Raw genomic sequence first — 18,214 nt, forward strand, 5'->3', positions numbered from 1 at the left:
GCCCACCATACAGGAACATCTGAACAGGTCTTCATGTGTCACCGGTATGATGCACCCATGGGCCACGGAACCGACGCCAGCAGCGCCACCACCCGCGAACGCCTCGACGCCGTCGGCACCGCGGACGTCGCCGCCACCCTCCAGGCCCTCGCCACCCCATCCCGGCTCCACATCCTGGCCCGCCTCCAGGAAGGCCCCTGCTCCGTCAGTGACCTGGCCGACGCTGTCGGCATGGAAGCCTCCGCCTGCTCCCACCAACTCCGCCTGCTGCGCAACCTCGGCCTGGTCACCGGCGAACGCCACGGCCGCTCGATCATCTACGCCCTCTACGACAACCACGTCGCCGAACTCCTCGACCAGGCGCTCTACCACGTCGAACACCTGCGTATGGGAATCCGCGACAACTCCGCAGCCACCGAAGAGGCACCGGCCGGTCTGTAAGAGGTGGTCGAGAACCTCGAGCCGCAGACACCGGCCCGGTCAGCGGATCACCTTGAACCGCAGATGGGTGGCGTTCGGAGTCTCGATCACCCTCGTACGCTCCAGCCGGTACTGCCCGCCCAGATGCTCGAACAGCCGAGTGCCGCCACTGAGCAGGACCGGAGCCAGATGGATCTGGACCTCGTCCAACAGCCCGGCCGCGAGGCACTGCTGAGTCACGCTCGCGCCGTGCACGGCGACCGCCTTGCCGCCCGCCGCAGCCTTCGCCTGGGCCACCGCGCTGTGGACGCCGTCGGTGACGAAGGTGAAGACCGACGGAGCCCGTACCGACTCCAGGGCGGGCGCCTCGGTGCCGGGCCACGCCAGTGTCCGGTTGTGCTCGCACGTCATCGGGATGTTGGAGAGCGCTCGCTGAGTCGCCGGGAAGTTCGCGAACGCGGTGATGTTCGTCGCGGAATGCAGCGGCGTGGTGTTGACCTGGGGGAAGTACCGTTCCAACTCGCCGGTGACCACGTTCAGCTGAGTGCGGACTGCTTCGGCCGCCGTCCGCACTGGTTCTGCTGATCGGCGGCTCGGTCACCGCTGCCCTGCGGCGGGTCGGGAAGAGCCGTCTGGCCGCCCCGCTCGCCAACCGCAGCGTGGCCGCGCCCCGGTTCACAAGGACTCCGGTCGGACGCACGCAGCGGTCTGATCGCACCACGGAACGTCAACTCAAGCCTTGACGCACCACATTGGCAATCGTCGGCTCGACCTCTGCTGCCGGAATGCAGGAATTTTCGCTGGTGCTTACACGATGTCGGAATTGGTTGCGATCCATGACGGGCCCCGCATCAACGCTTTGCTTGCCTTCGAACCTTAGGGAAGGCGCCTTGGCGCACACTTGCACATACGCGCCAACCCTATGGAACATCTACGTCACGCGTACGTGTTGTTAAGGTCCTTGTTCATGACTCATATCAGTGACCCCGCGTTTCAGGCCAAGGCTGACATTCAAGTGCGACAAGGAGATCTCGGCCGGAACGGCTGTGTAAGTACGATCGGGATGGCGCGCTGGCTGGAGGACGCCCGGCTACGAGTGGAACTGCCCCGGTTCGAACGACTCGTGGGCGCCGGTGAGTTCGACCCCTTCCAGATCGTGTTGGTCAGCCAAAGCGTCGAACTGCTGGCACCTGCCCACCGCGAGGACACCAACGCGCAGGTGCACACCGGTGTTCGGCGCATCGGCCGGTCATCATTCACTTTCGAGCACGAGGTGTTTGCCGACAACAAGCGCGTAGGATCCGGCGAAGCCACAGTCCTGCTACTCGGCACCGCAGGACCGCTGGCGCTTCCGGACGAGCTGATCGCGGACCTCACCGCCTTGCAAATGCCGGATTCGAGCACGACGGTCGTGAACCGTCCGGATGCCGAGCGCCATGAGCGTGACCACTACGCGTATTTCACGCCGTTGCGCGCGCGGATATGCGACGTCGACTCCAATCAGCATGTCAATTTCATCGCCCTGGCCACCTGGTACGACGAGGCTGTCGCGGCGTTTACGTCGGCGGCACTTGGCGTGGGCAAGGGAGATCTGTTGTCCGACCTGTCACCGTCGTCATATCGAATCAACTACGTCAGCGAAGTCACCTATCCCGGAGATTACGAGATCGGGATTCTCGTCGCTGCTTTCGATACCGATTCCGTGCACTATGAACTAGGAATCTTCCTCGAGGGCACGTGCTTGGGTGTCGCCGATGCCGTCGGGACACGTGGTGAGCTGTCCGCCAGGTCGCTGGCTCCGGGTGGCCCCAGTTGAGAGAGCGTACTGAGTGGGCGTCTGGCCGTAGCGTTTCTTGAAGGCGCGAATGAAGTGGCTGCTGTCGGAGAATTGCCAGTGCGCGGCGAGTTCGGAGACAGTCGGACGGTGGGACGGGGCGGTGAGGGCGCGCCGGGCCTCTTCCAGTCGGCGGTGGCGGATGTAGGTGGCTACCGACTCTCCCACCAGGGTGAACGCTCGTTGGAGGGTACGCACGGAGACGTTGAGTTCACGTGCCAGCATCGCGGGGGAGAGCTCGGGATCGGTGAGACGACGGTCCGCCAGGACCTTCGCTGCCTGGGTGAGCGCGGGGCTCAGCAGGGGCTCAGCATCGTCGAACCGACCCGTCGCCACTGCCTTGGCCAGTTCTATGAGGGCGCTGTGCGCGGCGCGCACGCCGGCTGGACCGAGGTCAGCCCCGGTCGCATGGACCATGTTCGTGTGGGCCGTCAGCAGGCGCATCTCGGCCGAGTCCGCCGACTCGGTGATGCTCTTGTTTCTGAGCCGTGGTTCAAGCATCGAGGAGGGCAGCGTGAGAATTTTGACTGTGGTGTCCGGCGCTGTTCCGAAGTGCAACGGTGGCCCGTGTCGCAGGAGGAACTGCCCTGCCGAAACGGTGTATTCGTCACGATCGGGCGAGCCTCCCAAGGTCCATGTGCCGCGCCGCACCACGTACATCCGTACCTGATCTTCGTAACCGTACGGGGTGCCTGCCGTTCGGATGACGGACGCGCTGTCGAGATCGGTGATCGCCACGTCGTGCACCTTCGCCACGCGAGTTCGGACACGGAAATCACCGGTCGTGGCCGGGCTGAAGGTCGGCAGGGGGAAGCCGTCGCCGACCTGCGTCTGCCACCCGTGCCGGAAGGCATCGAAACCTCGCGGTACGGTGCCAGGGACGGTGGAGTCGAGCGAGAACCCTCCACGCGAGTCAGCGACCTCCGCGCCCGTGCCGTACATCGTCGACCGACCCACTCCTCTTTGGTTTCCCGAATCCTGTTGACTCTATGTTCTCTCCAGCATTGCTGTGGTCAAAGCCAATGCCGTGACTCTGCTGGTGATGTTGGCGCGTTCGGCCTTCCGTTGCCACTGACGTGATGGCTGCCAGTCCCAGGAGGCTGTCGGGCCAGAACAGCGACTGCTCGCGGCGATTCAGGCAGGGATCGCCCACCACTTCGGGATCGTTAGAAGCGATCCGGGCGGCAACCCGACAGAGCCGACTCAACGGTTCCGTCGACCAACTCTCGTGCGACCAGGCGGCCCACGGCCGCGGCGAGCGTGACCGCCGAGTGCATCACTGCCAAGTAGAGGCCGGGGACTTCGGCGACCGGGCCGACGATCGGCTCACCGTCGGCCGGCATGGGGCGCACTCCGAGTCGGGTGCTGAGCAGCTCGACGCTCTCGGAGCCATGGAAGGTGGACCGGACGGCCGCAAGGGTTCGTTCGGGCGAGTCCGCGGCGGCAATGAGCCGGTCCGCGGCGACCTGCCGAAGATCGAAGTCCTCGGTGTTGACCACGGTGCGGACCAGACCGGCCGGGGCGCTGAGCCGGAACAGCGGGCTCGGCGACGGTTCGACCGGGACGTGCACGCCGAGCGGCGCGCCCAGCGCGGCCGTGGCAACTCCGGCCGCCAGCACCACCGTCGCACCGGAGAGGAGGCCTGCTGTCGTATCAACCCCGGCAATCCTGCCTGCTGCATCCCGGCGGACCGCGGTAACCGGCGTGTCCAGATGTACCCGGGCTCCATGGGTGCGAGCGGCCGCGACCAGCCGCTCGGTCACGCCCACTGAGTCGACAGCGCCGTCACCTGGCGCCCAGACAGCCCACTCCGGCGGCTGCCGAAGGTTGGGTTCGAGCGTCGCCACAGTGGTCGCGTCCACGATCGTCTGCTCGGGTCCGGCGTCCGGCGCACAGTCCTCCCTGGTCCAGCTCAGAGAGCCGGACCAGGTCACCGGGAGTCCCGGCAACTCGGCCCCGAGCCGGTGATACTCCGCCGTCGCGGTGGTCCGCAGCCCGGCGGCTGGACCTTTACGCACGCCGGACGATCCGACCCAGGCGAAGGAGTCCGCCGTCACGCCGGCGCCTGGCCGCCCAGCGTCGACCAACGTCACGTTGGCGCCCGTCCGGGCGGCGTGATATGCCACCGATGCGCCGACAATGCCGGAGCCGACGACGATCAAGTCCGTACTCACCGGTGGGCTCAACATGTTCACGACCGTAACGTCCGCAGCGTCCGCCCGTAAACGAGATTCAGACGCGGGACACTCGGCCGTCTATCCAGGCCCCTGACTCCAGGCCCCCTGACTGTCGGAAGCACAACGATGCTCCCACCACAAGACTGCTCCTGGGGCCACTTCTCACGAACACTCATTTCCCGATCGAGTCCCTGGGGCCACCGGACTCGTTCCCCTGGGGCCAGAGAAACCGTTCAGAGCCAGAGATTGGGGCTCGTTTACGCGGGCCCGGTGCACGGTGAGCTGTGCAAGTACGGTTCAACGTGGTTGAAGCGGGAGGTGTACGGACCAGTTCTTACGAGGGGTTGACACGATGACCAACCGACTCCACTCAGGCTCCTGAACCGGCAAGCCTGGCCTCTCGCCACCGGCCCGAATGGCGTGGCACAACCACGAGGAGTCGAGCATGAGCAGGCCCAACGATCGCGACAACCACAAGCCCACGGCACCGAGTCCACTGAGTGTCATCGGCTGCGGGTACCTGGCGACCGCAGCCGTCCGAGCCACGGCGACTGTTGCCCTGGCCGACCAGCCAGTCCGTTCCGCCGCCAGAGCAGATCACGCCCTTGGCGTCCTGGACGACAGCTGACACAGACCGTCGAGAGTCACCGGCAGCCAACGCCAGTGGCCCGGGGCGCAGGATCAGCGGCTGCCACACGGTAGTGACCTGCGAAATGCCCCTGGTCGCATCGACTTCATGCAGTGATCGAAGACGCGTGGAGCGGCGATCCAGCCGAGGACAGGTGCGCCCGCTTTTTGTGGCGCCGAGGCGACGACTGTGCAGCAGGGTCATGTCGTAGGCCGCCGCAGCCGGGGCTCGGTCCCGGCGGTTGCCTTGTCCTCCACGAGGCCGGATCGGTAGATGTCCTGCACCTGTTCGGCAAGGGATGCGGCACCGTCACTCTCCGGTTTCGTGATCGCCCGCTGGACGGGGCCGCATGTGGGCCTCGCCGAAGCGTTCGCGCCCCGCGGTCCCCCAGGCGAGCAGAGCGAAGCCCAGGGCGAAGCCGAGCATCGTCCAAACACCGCGTGGCCAGAAGATGTGGCTGTCGACGAAGGACCAGCCCGCCGCCAGGAGCACCGCCGTGCCGGGAAGAACTCGGGCGCCGTGTTTCGCGAGCAGCGCGACCGCGGTGGCCACGATGGCGCCGATGAGAGCGTAGGCGCCGGCCTGCCCCAGCGCCTCACCCGTGTCGTAGAGCGGGCGCTTGACCGGTCCGAGGCTCGCTGTCGCGTCGGCGTGCTCGACCGCGGTTCCGGCCGCGATGCCGGCGACCGCGTCGAGGCCTGTGTAGAAGGCCGCGTAGACGAAGGCACCAGCCCAGGCCACCACGGTGGCGAAGCCCGCGAGGCCGAGTCGGGGCCGATGCCACAAAGGAACCAGGATGCCGACCGTGAGCAGCGGAAAGACCGGCAACAGTGCGATGTGCAGCTGCGCCCAGTCCGCGGCCGTCGATCTGGACAGCCCGTGCGGATGCGCGATGCCCGCCGCAGCGAGGACCAGTGGGGCAGCGGTGACGAGGGCCATGCGTCGGATGGTCGACATGCCTGCGAGCGTAGGTGCGTGAGGTCGTCCGGAACGGCCGCGTAAGAGTTCCGTAAGACCCTTGCCGTCCTCAGTCAGTCCGAGTGACTCGGTGATTGGAGAACGCAGGGCTTGCCGGGCACGAGGAAGAAGTCCAGGACAACAGGGCGAGGGCGGCGTGCGGGAGTTCATGGACGTCAACCGGGTCGGCCGCGAGAATGCGGCCATGGAGATCACAACCGCCGTGGCCACCGATGCCGATGCTGTCGCCGAGCTGCATACGGCAAGCTGGCGAAGGGCCTACGCGACCCTGTTCCCTGCGCAGTACCTGGACGGCCCGCTACTCGTCGAACGCCAACAAGTGTGGCAGGCGCGGCTGGCCGAGCCCGTCCCGGGCGCGGCACTGTTCCTGGCCATGGAAACCAGCGTGCTGCTCGGCTTTGTCTACCTCGAACCGCAGCCGGACGGCCGGGTTCTGCTCGACAACCTGCATGCACGTCCCGGCGATACCGGGCGCGGGCTGGGCAGTCGGCTTCTCGAGCATGCCCTGGACTGGGCGGCCACCGCGCACCCCGGCCAAGACGTCTACCTGGAGGTCCTGCAGGGCAACACCCGCGCGGTCGCGTTCTACGAACGCCACGGAGGCCGCCGTACCGCGTCCCGCATCTGCCGCTTCGACCAGGGATTCGAGCTTCCCGAGTTCGAGTACACCTGGCCCGCCACAGTCCCGGCGTCGACACGGGCGCCAGCGCATCGCTGAGCGTGACCTCGCCGTACGCCGCCGCCAGTGCCCCTTCGAAACCTACCGGCGGAGTAGGTGCTCTCTGGAGTCCGAGCCAGGAGTACTGGGCCAACCTCAATCGCGCACCACGTCGTTGTTCTGGCGGATGAGGTGGCGCGTCATCAGACCAGCGCCTTCCAGGGTCCAAGGCCGGCTCCCGGCGTCATCGTGGACTTCGTTCAGCCACGGATGAGTTCGGCGGCGCCGAAGGAGACGTTGAAGCGGTCGCACCAGATGCTGACGCTGTTGTAGCGGGACGGATCGGCGTCTTCCGGCAGGGCGTAGTTCTGACTGCCTTTGTTGCCTTTGAGCTTGCCGAGGCCGACGTACTCGCCGTCGTCGAAGACGTGCCAGCCGGCCCGCCCCGGCTTCACCGGCGCGTCGGTCAGCCACACACGCAAGTCCGGCCCGTTGCTGGTGTCAAGGCTCTCCAGTCGCACGACGTGGGAGCCATCAGCCAGACGTACGAGCTTCACCGTGCCCGATGTCGTGTGCTCATGGCTGATCAGCTCACCACTCGCCAGTGTCACGGGCCCGGGCGGCACCGACGGGGAGGCCGTTGTCGCGGGCTTCGCCTCCGGGGCCCGGGAGGGCTCTTCGACGCCGGGCAGAGCCTCCGTCACCGTCTCGTCCTGCCAGAGCTTCCACGGCTGGAACCAGAACAGCCCGGCGCCTACCCCTACGACCACCGCGACCAGCACCCCGATGGCCAACGGCCCCACCCGCACGCGCCCCATGCCGCTCCTCTTTCCGTTCCGGGAATCACCTCGTCACTCCCTCCATTCAACGGAAAAGAGGGCCGTCCGGGCTGGGTTGGCCGATGACGAAATCCTTACATCACGGCACGGGGACGCGTGCGGGCATGGCGCCCCGGCAGATCGCGTCTGGTGTCTTGTTCCCTGACGGACTTCTGGACGTGGTGGGCGCGGCCGACGGTACGGCGGGTGTGGCGTCCTGGCGTGGGCGCATGCGTGTACTGGTCACCGGCGGTGCCGGGTTCATCGGGTCCCATGTGACTCCCGCGTCGGCCGTGAAGAGCGACAAGCAGCCTTACCAGGAAGGCGCATGTTGGGTGGGAGGCCCGGGATCGTGTACCGACCCTCCCCAGCAGCGGAGCGAATTCGTCTTCCCCCTGCGCGTCTGCGTCCGCGATCTTATGCTGACACCGTGAGTTGAGACGATCTGGGGGGTATGCCTGATGAGGGCAGTAGGCGGGGGAACGTCAGCATTGAAGTCGGGGGTCAAGCGTCTCTTGGGACGTGCTGGATTCGACATCGTGCGCAGCACCAACAACCTGGGGGGCGTCGACGACTTCATTCCGTTCGAGGCAACGATGCGGGCTGCACAGGCGGCCGGTCTGTCGGTCGGTGACCACATCGACGAGGTCATGAACGGGACGCCCGGAGCCACCCAGGCCACCATCGATGAACTACGGGCTCTCGGCGTCTTCGCTGCCAACCCGAACACTGTGCTGGAGATCGGCCCCGGGTCCGGACGGTACCTGGAGAAGACGCTGAAGGAGTGTTCACCAGACCGCTACGAGATCTACGAGACGGCAGCGCCCTGGGCCAACTATCTGGTGGACACGTTCAGCGTGGTCGCCCAACCGACCGCCGGATGCAGTCTCGCCCCGACACCCGACGGCAGCATCGACCTCGTTCAGGCTCATAAGGTCTTCAACACCGTGACCTTCCTCTGCGCCTCCCGCTACTTCTTCGAGATGGCACGTGTCACGCGACCTGGTGGTCGGATCGTCTTCGACGCAATGACGGAGACCTGCCTGGGCCCGGCCGCGGTGGGTGCCTGGGCGACACAGGGCGGCGCGGGGCACGGCTCCTATCCAGCCGCCATGCCTCGTCGGACATGTGTGGACCTTTTCGCGACCTTCGGCTGTGGCCTGGAGGCCAGCTTCCTGGCGCCCATGGGCGTCGCTACCACGGAGGTGCTCGTCTTCGAAAAGAGGGCTTGACCCTTCAGAAAGCCACCTCTTGCCGATCGGCGGGGCTGTGGGGTCGAACAGGGTTCCTGGGCGGGGGACTCCGCTGTGTTCTCACCTGAAGACAAACACCTCGCCATGCCAACGAGTCAAGCTGCGGTGGGGAACGAGGTGTGTTTGTCGAATAGCTCCGCCACTGCTGGAGACAGTGGCAGAGCTGACCAATCATGCGGTTGAAGAGGCGTCTCTGGCTGGCGGTGTGCCAATCGCCGTGGTCGCGTCGGCGCCGGTAGCGCGCGCGGGCGCTCAGAGTGACCAGAGTGAGGCGAAGGGCAGGGGTAGCCGGTGTGGTTGGGCCGCTCGTTCTTCACCCGCCGCCGGATGATGGTCGACTTCTGCCGGAGGTCCTGGTGATGGACGAGGAGCCGGCGTATGCCGTCAAGCCGCGGACGGCCCCAACAAGGTCGAGAGCCGATGCCCAGGCCGGATCTGCCTGGTGTTCGGCCTTCACCTTGCGGGTGCCGTGCAGGCCTCCTCCTTCGTGGGCGCGCATCTGAGTGCCGTTGAGGCGCTCTGCGTGCACCCCGGCACGGACGGCGAGGGCGGCAGGCTCGCTCCACACCCGGGTACGACCACAAGGCGGATGGCCATATCGATCACGCGGTCGGCCGGCCACGGACCACCGTCTCCGCCGACGACACCGTCCTTGAGCCCAGCCCTGACGCGCTCGCTCTTCCCTCTGTCGCCGCACCGGATTTCGTCAGCGCGGGCAGTGCCGCCACGATCCTGGTGGAGTCCGAGCCGGGGTTGTTCACCCAGAGTCCCGGCCATAGCCGTCCAGTGAACGGGCATCAGCTCATGTACCGCCCTCTCACACCGTTCGCCTCCTGAACAAAACCCCCGAAGTCCCTACCGAAACCACCAGGATCCCCGCACACCAGGCCAGCGCCACCCATGGAGTGGCTCCCACCGGCTGCCCGAGCAGCAGCCCCCGAAGCGCCTCGATCACCTTGGTCACCGGCTGATGTGCCGCGAAGCCCTGGAGCCAGCCGGGCATCGTGTCGGTCGGGACGAAGGCACTGCTGGGGTACGGGAGGAAGCTGACGAAGAAGGTGTAGCCGCCTGCCGCTTCGGGTGACTTGACGAAGAGGCCGATCGCGGCCGAGAACCAGGACAGGGCGAGGATGTAGGCCAGGAGGATGGCGGTTGCCGCCAGCCAGCCCGAGAGGGTGGCCGAGGGGCGGAAGCCGATGGCGAAGGCGAGGCAGAGGACCAGGGCGGTTGCCACCAGATTGCGGGCCGCCGAGGCCAGGACGTGGCCGGTGAGGATCGGCGTGCCGCCGATGTCCAGGGAGCGGAAGCGGTCGATGATGCCGCCCTTGAGGTCCTCCGTCACCGCCATCGCGGTGTTGGCCGAGCCGAAGCCCGCGCAGAGAAGGAGGACGCCGGGGACGACGTAAGTGACGTACTGGGTACCGGTGTTGATCGCACCGCCGAAGAAGTAGACGAAAATCAGAAGGATCATCACCGGAAGGGCCATCGAGGTGATGAGGGCGTCTATGTTGCGGCGGCTCAGGCGCAGCGAGCGGCCGGTCATGATCAGGGCGTCAGACACGGGCGGGCTCCGCGGCGGGGGATCGGGTGAGTTCGAGGAAGACGTCGTCGAGGGTCGCTGTGTGGACGGAGAAGCTCGAGATGGCAGTGCGGGTGGGGTCCAGCAGGTCCAGCAGGGCGCGGATGTGGGCGGCCGAGCCGTCGGTGGGGATGCCAAGAGTGCGGGTGTCGGGGTCGGTGTAGGTCGCCCGGGGTGCCAGGTGCAGGTAGCTCGCCGAGTCGGCGAGGACCAGGTCGAGGCGGTGGCCGGCGACGCGTTGCTTCAGTTCGGCCGAGGTGCCTTCGGCGACCAGGGAGCCCTTGTCGAGTACCGCGATGCGGTCCGCCAACCGGTCGGCCTCTTCCAGGTATTGAGTGGTCAGGAAGACCGTGGTGCCTTGGGCCGACAGTTCGCGTACGACGTCCCAGAGGGCGGCGCGGCTGCGTGGGTCCAGGCCCGTGGTCGGCTCGTCGAGGAAGATCACCTCGGGGTCGCCGACCAGGGACGCGGCCAGGTCCAGGCGGCGGCGCATGCCTCCGGAGTACGTCTTCACCAGGCGGTCGGCCGCGTCGGTGAGGTCGAACCGGTCGAGGAGTTCCGCCGCCCTCGTGCGGGCGACCGCGCGGCTGTGGCGGGCCAGGCGGGTCATCATCCGCAGGTTCTCGGTGCCCGTCTGCATCTCGTCGACCGCCGCGAACTGTCCGGTCAGGCTGATCGCCCGACGGACCTTGGAGCGCGCGGTGCGGATGTCGTGGCCGGCCACCCGGGCCGTGCCCGCGTCGGCGGTCGAGAGCGTGGCCAGGATGCGTACGGCGGTGGTTTTGCCCGCGCCGTTGGGGCCGAGCAGTGCGTGGACGGCGCCACGCGGGACGGCGAGGTCCACGCCGCGCAGGACCTGAAGGTCGCCGTAGGACTTGGTCAGGCCGGTGGCCTCGATGGCCGGGTGTGCATCGGACGGGTGCTCTCGCATCGCCCCTCATCTCCGCTCCGCTTAACTGCGTATCTCATACGCATTACTGTGTAAGGGTTACGCAGAACTAGGATGTGCGTCAAGCCGGGGGCGGAGATCGGATCGCAGCGAAGGTGACGAGAGAGGCGTACGTGGCGGACATGGAGAGCGGGACTGGGCTGCCCGCGAGCCTCGAAGTGGCCTGGGGCCTGCGCGAACGTCCCGCGAAGGGGCCGCGGCCCGGGCTGAGTCTCGACCGGATCGTGGACGCCGCGGTCCGGATCGCGGCCGCCGAGGGGCTCGGCGCGGTGTCCATGGGGCGGGTCGCCAAGGAGCTCGGCGTCTCGACCATGTCGCTCTACCGCTATGTCGGAGCCAAGGACGAGCTCTATGTCCTGATGCAGGAGGCGGCCGTAGGCGCGCCGCCCGAGGCGCCGCCTGCCGGCACCGGGTGGCGCGAGAGCCTCGTGTGGTGGGCGCGGGCCCAGCGGGCGGTCTTCCGCCAGAACCTGTGGCTGCTGCGCATCCCGACCTCGGGACCGCCCATCGGCCCCAATTCCCTGGCCTGGATGGAGGCAGCGCTCGCGGGGCTGGACGGCACCGGGTTGCGCGAGGAGGAGAAGCTCTCCGTGCTGATGCTGGTGGGCGGCTACGTACGGAATGAATCCGTGCTGATGTCCGACCTGGAGGCGGGGTTGCGAGCCAGAGAGGTCGCGCCCGACGAGTCGCTGCGGCGCTATGCGGCGGCGCTCGGAGCGCTCACCGATGCCGAGCGACATCCCGCCATCACGCGGCTCCTCGGCTCGGGCGTGTTCGAGTACGGGGATGAGCCCGACACCGACTTCGACTTCGGGCTCGACCGGGTGCTCGACGGGATCGAGGTCCTGGTCGAGTCGCGACGCTGATGTCGCACACCTTGGTCAACTCCCGTCGTCCAGCTCGCCTTCGAGCACATCGAGGAGGAGTCCGTCGCTCTACCGGCTGCGAGGTCACCGCGCAGTCAGCCGTGAAAGCAGGTGATGGCCCGTGCCCAACCCGCAGTCCATCGCCCAGCCCGTGACCGCTTCTACGGGCTTACCCGGTGCGCCAAGCCTCCAGACGTTGCGCTACAGCGCGCAGGTCGGCTTCCTGGGCACGGACCGCCTGGGCGAGTTCGTACAGGTCGTCGTCTTTGGCTTGGAAGGGCTGGCCGGAGACGTGCATGTACTGGCTGGTGCAGGCCCAGCCGATGACCAGGTTGTAGTCGGTGAAGGGGCGCAGCAGCAGCGCGGTGTGCAGGAAGGTGGCGGCTCGCGCGGCGGGTTCCTCGTAGTACGGGACGCCGCGTTCCCGTTCGAACGTGTGGCGGTCGGCCATGAACCCCAGGGCGCCCCAGTCCGCGATGGGTACGTTCAGCGGGGAGATCGCGGACTGGATCTGCAGGACCCAGCCGACGTCGACGCGAATGATCGGGCTCACCGCTGTCCCGCGGGGAAGCGGGCCTCGACACCGGGCAGCACCCGGGCGGCTTCAGCGACTGCTCCTTCCACGAAGGCCAGCCGGTCGGCTTCCTCCACCGTCACATCGTGCACGTGCTGCTTCAGACTCCGGCCCGTCAGAGCCGCCCGCTCACGCAGCCGCGCCATCTCTTCTTCGCTGAATTCCACATTGAGTGCAGGCATGGACCCAAGGTACCCCGCCCGGTACCGAACGGGGTACCGGACCTCTGAAACCTCCACAGGAGGTGCGGGGCTCTCGTTGGGCTTGCGGTACCGCAAGCCCAACGAGAGCCCCGCAGTGGTGTGGAGAATTCTGGTAGCGGCAGGCAGGCGTCCGACCGTCTACCGTCGGCGGCGTGACAGCGCACGCCGCATCCGGCTCTCCGGAGCCCGCCGCGCCAGGAGGCGGCGCGCGGGCAGCGGTTCAACGCGTGCCCAGCCGAGGTGCTGCGTCGGGTGGCCTGCGGGACACGGTCAGTGACCGGCGTGGCTGGATGGCCGGGACGAGACCGATGTGTCCTCGCGCTCGGATACACCCCCTGTGTGATGCCGTCCGTCCGCTGGATCGCCCATCGCCCCGACACGCTCGCCGAGTACGAAGTCCAGCAGCTCAAGGCGGTGCCAGATGCCTGCCAGGAGAGGCTAGCGAGGTGCCGCGAGTACGTCCCGGAGTACGTTCTCGAGCGTGACGCGGGCCAGCTCGTGTCTCAGGGTCTCCTCGATGCCCTCGTAGATGCCCTGCATCGCCGGCTGGATGCCGTAACCCACCACGCATCCCTGGTCCGGGGTGGTGCGGTGCATCGCGAACAGCGGGCCGGGTTCCACTGCCTCGTACACGTCGAGCAGGGTCATCGACTCCAGCTCGCGCGCCAGTGACCAGCCTGCGCCCACGCCCCGCCGGGACTCCACGAGCCCGGCCCTTCGCAGCTCGCCGAGCAGCCGCCTGATCACCACGGGGTTGGTGTTCGCACTGGTCGCGATCTGCTCGGAGGTGGCGACCTCATGGCCCTGGCGCTGGTAGAGCCCGATCCAGGCCAGCGCGTGGGCGGCAATGGTCAACCTGCTGTTGGCACTCATGAATCCTCCTCCCGGCTGCAACGCTCCATGTTACGACAGCGCAGTCGTAACAGCGACAGTTGCAACAAGCTGTCGTAACAATTAATGTTGCGACTGTTGGAAAGGGTCAATCAACGAGGTGAGAAGAATGAGCAAGCCACTCACGGGCAAGGTCGCCCTGGTCACCGGGGGGTCGCGCGGACTGGGAGCCGCGACCGTACGATTGCTGGCCGAGCAAGGCGCCGATGTCGCCTTCACCTATGTCAGCTCCGAGAAGCAGGCGCAGGCCGTCGTCGAAGAGGTGCAGAGCAAGGGAGCGAAGGCCTTCGCCTTCCAGTCCGACCAGGCGGACACGAGCCGGGCGTCGGCGCTGATCGACGACGTGGTCGCGCACTTCGGCGGCCTGGACATCCTCGTCAACAACGCGGCGATCTCGGTGAGCCGCACGGTGGACGACCCGGACGTCGACACCGCCGCACTGGACCGAATGCACGCCACCAACTACCTCGGCGTGATCGCCGTCATCCGGGCCGCCTCCCGAGCGCTGCGCACGGGCGGCCGCATCATCACGGTGAGTTCCGGACTGGGCTCCCGGGTCGGCGCCCCCGGCCTTGCCGACTACTCGGCGACCAAGTCCGGGATCGAGAGGTACACCATGGGCGTCGCACGGGACCTCGGCCCCCGCGACATCACGGCCAACGTCGTGGAGGCCGGACTGATGGAGGGCGGCATGCAACCGCCGGACCCCGAGACCCTCAAGGCCCTGGTCAGCTCGCTGTCCCTGCAACGCATGGGGCACCCCGACGAAATCGCCGCGGCGATCGCCTTCCTCGCGAGCCCCGCCGCGTCGTACATCACGGGCGCCGTGCTGGACGCCCACGGCGGCTACAACGCCTGAACCGAAATCCCTGCCGCGCACCCCGAAGGGCATCGCGCCTTCGGGGCGCGCCCCGCCGACGACTCGCGCGTGCGTGGACGGTTCTCACGTGCGTGCGAAAGAGGGGGAGCCGCGACCGGTCCGTCGCCGGTCGACCGTCGGAAGACGGACAGCAAGCACCAGCGAGTCCCCGAGTACGGGTCACACCACCCCTGCGACCTGCCCCTTCGAGCCGGCGGAAGCTCAGCTCTGCCGACGGACAGATGATGTCGGTGAGTTTTGACCCCACTGGGTGCGGTGGGAGTACTGGGATGCATCAGCTAGTGCTGTGACCGCATGGGTTTGCCGGGGCGTTCAGGCTGCGGTGGCGAGGGGGCGTCCGCCTCAGCGGATGCCCCCTCGCTGCGGATTGGGGCGCGTTCCTTGCGTTCGGCGGCCAGGACGCCTGGCGGTGGGCGTTGGCGTTGCGCGACCGGAGGCAGGCGTGCAGGGCTCGGGTCTGCACGGTGTGGTTGGGTAGTGCGAGTTGGCGATGGTGAATTGTCGTAGCGGTCCGAAGTGGGCTTCGATCGGGTTCGCCACGAGGCGTAGGTCGGAGTGAAGCACAGCTCGACCTTGCTCTTCTTCGCCTAGCGTCGGATGTTGGCGCCTTTATGGGCGGACAGGTTGTCCAGGATCAGGTAGATCGGTGCGCCGTCGGGCCGGGCGGCGCGGATCGACTTCAGCGCGGCCAGCGTGTTCACGGCTCCCTTCGTGCGGTGGTTCACGCCCCACAACGTGTGGTCGCCGACCGAGTAGCAGCCGTGGAAGTAGCGCACCCCGTGGGTGCGGTGACAGGTGGCGGGCGCCCGGTCGGGCCGGGTCTGTTCGGCCCAGCACGAGCCTGCGGTGGGTCGGATTCCCAGCGGGCCGCACTCGTCGAAGGCGAAGACCCGGTCGGGGAGTTGCTCCAGGATGTGCTCGATGCGGTCCAGCTTGGCGTCGGGTTCGGGGTCGGTGGACTCCTTCCAGGTCTTGGTCCGCTGGAAAGTGATGCCCCGGCGGGCCAGCAGGCAGCGCAGGGTTTCGCGGCCGATGCGGATCACCCGGCCGTGAACCTTGGGTAGGTAGACGGCGAGTTTGCGCAGTGACCAGCGGGTGAAGGGCCGGCCGAGCTTGGCCGGTCGGGTGGTGGCCGTCGCCGCAACGAAGTCCTCGTCGTCAGGGCTGAGTTGGCGGGGACGGCCTCCCGCCCACCGAGGGTCCAGGCAGGCCAGGCCGATCTCGTTGAACCGGTGGATCACATCGCGCACCGTGTCCTCGTCGGCCGCCACGAGTTGGGCGATTACCGGCACGCGGTTCCCGCCGGCCGAGGCCGGCAGCGTCATCGCGCGCCGGTAGCGCACCGAGTTGGTGCTGCCCCGGCGCACGATCTGCTGCAGTTTCTGCCCCTCCTGGTCGGTCAGTCTGCGCACACGGACGGGCTCAGCCACCGCGCCTCCAGCGGCCGGATCGGACGTCACGCCACATCCACCGCCCCGACCACCAAACCGGCGAACCTATGCGGTCACAGCACTAGACGATGGTGCAGGTTCGGGCGTCGTAGCTGGCCTTTCGGTCGTTGCCGTCGGCGTCGGCGAAGTGGTAGACCCCGTTGACACGTGAGATCGCGATGTCCCTGTACCGGCCGTCGTACTTGTCGACCGTCCCGTCGCCGTCCGTGTCCTTGAGTCGCTTGCCCGCGGCGGCCCAGGTGTTCTTCCCTACCGAGCCATCGGCGTCAGTGGGGCTCATGTAGTTGGCCTGCCACGAATATGTGGCAAGGGTGGTGTTGTGGCCGAAGTAGCCGTCGATCTGGTCCCTGTGCCCGGTGGAGGAATCCGCCCAGAAGACGATCTTCTGCCACAGGCACGTGGCATTGGAATTCCGGTTGTAGCCCCCGAACTCGGCGACGACGCCCTCGTCGGTCCAGTCGTCCGTGAAGACTCCGGCGCCCTGGATGTAGGTGTTGCCGTTGTAGGAGTTGGACGCCGAGGCGGGAGTGGTCATGGAGGCACTGATGCCAAGGGCGAGGAGTGTGGCGGTCAGGGGAACCGCGGTCTTGCGCAGGACGCTGCGGATCTTGCTGGAGGAAGCCATGGGTCTCCGGATCAAAAGAGCAGGCCAATGGGCTTGCTCGGATGGATGAAGCCGAGTTGGTCTACGACCTCGGCAGGAGATAAGAGGCTTTTGTTGTGGTCGGTGTCAGCCCCGTACGACGGGACAGTAGCCCGGTCCGGTCGCTGAGTATGTCGGTCGTTTGCCCCACAAGTGACGTATGACGAGAGGCCGTTGCTCAACTGCCTGGGCACGGAAACCGAGACGGACGGCGGCTCCGCGGACCCCGCGTTCCCCTGGAGGGGAGCATCGCGGCAGGCCGCCAGAGCACAAAGGACCAGATCGGTGATCTGGTCCTTCGGGTTGTGCAGGTTGCACGGGCTATGCGGGTTGCGCGGGTTATACGTGTGGGAGTTCCTCGGCGCCTACCAGCGGGGCGTGGCCTGTGCGGTGACTCGCTGGATGGCCTTGACGGCGATGTCCGGGCGGTCGACGTGGACGTAGTGGCCGCTCCCGGCGGCGACGCTCATCCCGCTGCGGCCGGAGAGCGCGCGCCACTGGTGCTGGCCGTCGGTCCACGTCTGCTCCAGGGCGGGCCCGTAGTCGGGGACCTCGGAGTACTGGTGCGCACACGGACGGGCTCAGCCACCGAGCCTCCAGCGGTCGGATCGGACGTCACCCCACCTCCAATCGCCGCGACCACCAAACCGGCGAACCTATGCGGTCACAGCACCAGAGGTCTTCAATGGCTGGGTACGGCAGTTGGAGGTTGAGTCCGGTCTTGACGATGCGACCCCGAGGTCGTGTCCGCCGCGCGAACGTAGCGGGGAGCATGGGCCGGTCTGTGCGCCCTGTCGCGAGTGCGCGTTGGCCGCTCGGCACATATCCTTTCGTCCGTGCCGATACGTCTGTCGCCGCGACTCGCCGCGATCGTGAACGCGCTTCCCCTCCAGCCGCACTCTCGCGTTCTCGAGATCGGTTGCGGGCCAGGGGCGGCCGCACGAGCAGTCGCAAGACGACTCACCAGCGGCAGCATCTTGGCCATCGACAGATCCGCCACAGCCGTCGCCGAGGCGCAAACCGCCGCGGTAGAGGACATCAGGTCGGGCCGCATGAGTGTCCGTCAGGTCTCGGCCGAAGATTTCGTTCTGCAACCGCACGAAGAGCCGTACGACATCGTGTTCGCCGTCCGCGTTGGCGCCCTCGACGGGCGACACCCCGAGGCTGGTCAGAAGGTGCTGCAGCGTATCGCCATGGCAACCAAGGCAAAGGCCCTGCTCTTCATCGACGGTGGCGACCCACTTCGTGAACTCCTCATCCCACGGCATTGAGTCATCCAAAGATCTCTAGCCCTGGGCGGCCTGTCGGTCGCCCCGTACAGAGATGACGCGATCGCGCCCAAAGAACCGGGTCACAGGGCCAGGGCGTCATACAACTCCCGTACGGCGCCCTGGTTTCGAGAGACTCCGACG

The 18,214-nt window shown here is 67.3% G+C and carries 19 protein-coding genes and 1 pseudogene; 8 read left to right on the forward strand and 12 right to left on the reverse strand.

The annotated features are described in order from the left end of the window. Positions 1-57 precede the first annotated feature (57 nt). On the forward strand, positions 58-441 hold the full coding sequence (locus tag OG718_RS51240) for an ArsR/SmtB family transcription factor (protein WP_143643728.1): 384 nt from the start codon (positions 58-60) through the stop codon (positions 439-441). Between the two features lie 39 nt (positions 442-480). Here the strand turns inward: OG718_RS51240 and OG718_RS51245 are convergent, their stop codons facing one another. Then, positions 481-993, reverse strand: a complete 513-nt coding sequence (locus OG718_RS51245) for a dihydrofolate reductase family protein (protein ID WP_328847513.1) — start codon at positions 991-993, stop codon at positions 481-483. Positions 994-1,387: 394 nt separating this feature from the next. On the opposite strand from OG718_RS51245, the gene OG718_RS51250 reads away from it, so the two are divergent. Beyond that, positions 1,388-2,236, forward strand: a complete 849-nt coding sequence (locus OG718_RS51250; RefSeq protein WP_328847514.1) for a hotdog domain-containing protein — start codon at positions 1,388-1,390, stop codon at positions 2,234-2,236. On the opposite strand, the gene OG718_RS51255 is transcribed toward OG718_RS51250, so the two are convergent. Next, positions 2,135-2,992 (reverse strand): helix-turn-helix domain-containing protein, encoded by an 858-nt coding sequence (locus tag OG718_RS51255; protein WP_328847515.1) that lies wholly within the window; start codon positions 2,990-2,992, stop codon positions 2,135-2,137. The two genes, OG718_RS51250 and OG718_RS51255, sit on opposite strands and share 102 nt — an antisense overlap. 428 nt (positions 2,993-3,420) lie before the next feature. Next, positions 3,421-4,443, reverse strand: coding sequence for an NAD(P)/FAD-dependent oxidoreductase (locus OG718_RS51260; RefSeq protein WP_328847516.1), 1,023 nt, complete (start codon positions 4,441-4,443; stop codon positions 3,421-3,423). 433 nt (positions 4,444-4,876) lie between these two features. On the opposite strand from OG718_RS51260, the gene OG718_RS51265 reads away from it, so the two are divergent. Continuing rightward, complete coding sequence (locus OG718_RS51265; protein ID WP_143643724.1) at positions 4,877-5,059, forward strand: hypothetical protein; 183 nt, start codon at positions 4,877-4,879, stop codon at positions 5,057-5,059. A gap of 309 nt (positions 5,060-5,368) precedes the next feature. On the opposite strand, the gene OG718_RS51270 is transcribed toward OG718_RS51265, so the two are convergent. Next, positions 5,369-6,016 carry a hypothetical protein gene (locus OG718_RS51270; RefSeq protein ID WP_328847517.1) on the reverse strand — a complete coding sequence of 216 codons (648 nt, stop codon included), beginning with the start codon at positions 6,014-6,016 and terminating at the stop codon, positions 5,369-5,371. A gap of 169 nt (positions 6,017-6,185) precedes the next feature. Between OG718_RS51270 and OG718_RS51275 the strand changes: the two genes are divergently transcribed. Further along, positions 6,186-6,755, forward strand: a complete 570-nt coding sequence (locus OG718_RS51275; protein ID WP_328847518.1) for a GNAT family N-acetyltransferase — start codon at positions 6,186-6,188, stop codon at positions 6,753-6,755. A gap of 200 nt (positions 6,756-6,955) precedes the next feature. Here the strand turns inward: OG718_RS51275 and OG718_RS51280 are convergent, their stop codons facing one another. Beyond that, a complete protein-coding gene (locus OG718_RS51280; protein ID WP_328847519.1) occupies positions 6,956-7,513 on the reverse strand; it encodes a DM13 domain-containing protein in 558 nt (185 codons plus the stop codon). Positions 7,514-7,974: 461 nt separating this feature from the next. Between OG718_RS51280 and OG718_RS51285 the strand changes: the two genes are divergently transcribed. Then, positions 7,975-8,745: a methyltransferase domain-containing protein gene (locus OG718_RS51285; RefSeq protein ID WP_328847520.1), complete on the forward strand. Its 771-nt coding sequence runs from the start codon at positions 7,975-7,977 to the stop codon at positions 8,743-8,745. 838 nt (positions 8,746-9,583) lie between these two features. Here OG718_RS51285 and OG718_RS51290 read toward each other — a convergent pair. Both OG718_RS51290 and OG718_RS51295 read right to left on the reverse strand, forming a co-directional pair. Beyond that, entirely contained in the window at positions 9,584-10,309 is a 726-nt protein-coding gene (locus tag OG718_RS51290) for an ABC transporter permease (protein ID WP_328847986.1), read from the reverse strand. 10 nt (positions 10,310-10,319) lie between these two features. Next, complete coding sequence (locus OG718_RS51295; protein WP_143643721.1) at positions 10,320-11,276, reverse strand: ATP-binding cassette domain-containing protein; 957 nt, start codon at positions 11,274-11,276, stop codon at positions 10,320-10,322. 140 nt (positions 11,277-11,416) lie between these two features. Here OG718_RS51295 and OG718_RS51300 point away from each other — a divergent pair, with 140 nt between their 5' ends. Next, positions 11,417-12,160: a TetR/AcrR family transcriptional regulator gene (locus OG718_RS51300; RefSeq protein ID WP_328847521.1), complete on the forward strand. Its 744-nt coding sequence runs from the start codon at positions 11,417-11,419 to the stop codon at positions 12,158-12,160. A 169-nt stretch (positions 12,161-12,329) separates the two neighbouring features. On the opposite strand, the gene OG718_RS51305 is transcribed toward OG718_RS51300, so the two are convergent. From OG718_RS51305 to OG718_RS51315, 3 genes are all read right to left on the reverse strand, one after another. Further along, positions 12,330-12,713, reverse strand: coding sequence for a hypothetical protein (locus tag OG718_RS51305; RefSeq protein WP_143643719.1), 384 nt, complete (start codon positions 12,711-12,713; stop codon positions 12,330-12,332). Next, complete coding sequence (locus OG718_RS51310; protein ID WP_328847522.1) at positions 12,710-12,916, reverse strand: hypothetical protein; 207 nt, start codon at positions 12,914-12,916, stop codon at positions 12,710-12,712. Before OG718_RS51310 ends, OG718_RS51305 begins: the two co-directional genes overlap by 4 nt. 459 nt (positions 12,917-13,375) lie before the next feature. Next, a complete protein-coding gene (locus OG718_RS51315) occupies positions 13,376-13,810 on the reverse strand; it encodes an Rrf2 family transcriptional regulator (RefSeq protein WP_030942118.1) in 435 nt (144 codons plus the stop codon). 127 nt (positions 13,811-13,937) lie between these two features. On the opposite strand from OG718_RS51315, the gene OG718_RS51320 reads away from it, so the two are divergent. Continuing rightward, positions 13,938-14,687: an SDR family NAD(P)-dependent oxidoreductase gene (locus tag OG718_RS51320; RefSeq protein ID WP_328847523.1), complete on the forward strand. Its 750-nt coding sequence runs from the start codon at positions 13,938-13,940 to the stop codon at positions 14,685-14,687. A 333-nt stretch (positions 14,688-15,020) separates the two neighbouring features. On the opposite strand, the pseudogene OG718_RS51325 reads toward OG718_RS51320, so the two are convergent. Together OG718_RS51325 and OG718_RS51330 are read right to left on the reverse strand one after the other, a co-directional pair. Further along, positions 15,021-16,138 (reverse strand): annotated as a pseudogene (locus tag OG718_RS51325) (IS630 family transposase). 82 nt (positions 16,139-16,220) lie between these two features. Beyond that, on the reverse strand, positions 16,221-16,784 hold the full coding sequence (locus OG718_RS51330; RefSeq protein WP_328847524.1) for a peptidoglycan-binding domain-containing protein: 564 nt from the start codon (positions 16,782-16,784) through the stop codon (positions 16,221-16,223). Between the two features lie 854 nt (positions 16,785-17,638). Between OG718_RS51330 and OG718_RS51335 the strand changes: the two genes are divergently transcribed. Further along, positions 17,639-18,073: an SAM-dependent methyltransferase gene (locus OG718_RS51335; RefSeq protein ID WP_328847525.1), complete on the forward strand. Its 435-nt coding sequence runs from the start codon at positions 17,639-17,641 to the stop codon at positions 18,071-18,073. Positions 18,074-18,214: the final 141 nt, after the last annotated feature.

Origin of the sequence: Streptomyces sp. NBC_00258 (genome assembly GCF_036182465.1) — a bacterium.
Classification (GTDB): Bacteria; Actinomycetota; Actinomycetes; order Streptomycetales; family Streptomycetaceae; genus Streptomyces.

What these genes read in the sequence shown, in the direction of transcription:
- OG718_RS51295 (WP_143643721.1), bottom strand. Translation starts at nt 11,276, where the DNA reads ATGCGAGAGCACCCGTCCGATGCACACCCGGCCATCGAGGCCACCGGC.
- OG718_RS51250 (WP_328847514.1), top strand. Translation starts at nt 1,388, where the DNA reads ATGACTCATATCAGTGACCCCGCGTTTCAGGCCAAGGCTGACATTCAA.
- OG718_RS51315 (WP_030942118.1), bottom strand. Translation starts at nt 13,810, where the DNA reads ATGAGTGCCAACAGCAGGTTGACCATTGCCGCCCACGCGCTGGCCTGG.
- OG718_RS51275 (WP_328847518.1), top strand. Translation starts at nt 6,186, where the DNA reads ATGGACGTCAACCGGGTCGGCCGCGAGAATGCGGCCATGGAGATCACA.
- OG718_RS51240 (WP_143643728.1), top strand. Translation starts at nt 58, where the DNA reads ATGGGCCACGGAACCGACGCCAGCAGCGCCACCACCCGCGAACGCCTC.
- OG718_RS51300 (WP_328847521.1), top strand. Translation starts at nt 11,417, where the DNA reads ATGGAGAGCGGGACTGGGCTGCCCGCGAGCCTCGAAGTGGCCTGGGGC.
- OG718_RS51270 (WP_328847517.1), bottom strand. Translation starts at nt 6,016, where the DNA reads ATGTCGACCATCCGACGCATGGCCCTCGTCACCGCTGCCCCACTGGTC.
- OG718_RS51285 (WP_328847520.1), top strand. Translation starts at nt 7,975, where the DNA reads ATGAGGGCAGTAGGCGGGGGAACGTCAGCATTGAAGTCGGGGGTCAAG.
- OG718_RS51260 (WP_328847516.1), bottom strand. Translation starts at nt 4,443, where the DNA reads ATGTTGAGCCCACCGGTGAGTACGGACTTGATCGTCGTCGGCTCCGGC.
- OG718_RS51265 (WP_143643724.1), top strand. Translation starts at nt 4,877, where the DNA reads ATGAGCAGGCCCAACGATCGCGACAACCACAAGCCCACGGCACCGAGT.
- OG718_RS51280 (WP_328847519.1), bottom strand. Translation starts at nt 7,513, where the DNA reads ATGGGGCGCGTGCGGGTGGGGCCGTTGGCCATCGGGGTGCTGGTCGCG.
- OG718_RS51330 (WP_328847524.1), bottom strand. Translation starts at nt 16,784, where the DNA reads ATGGCTTCCTCCAGCAAGATCCGCAGCGTCCTGCGCAAGACCGCGGTT.
- OG718_RS51320 (WP_328847523.1), top strand. Translation starts at nt 13,938, where the DNA reads ATGAGCAAGCCACTCACGGGCAAGGTCGCCCTGGTCACCGGGGGGTCG.
- OG718_RS51310 (WP_328847522.1), bottom strand. Translation starts at nt 12,916, where the DNA reads ATGCCTGCACTCAATGTGGAATTCAGCGAAGAAGAGATGGCGCGGCTG.
- OG718_RS51290 (WP_328847986.1), bottom strand. Translation starts at nt 10,309, where the DNA reads ATGACCGGCCGCTCGCTGCGCCTGAGCCGCCGCAACATAGACGCCCTC.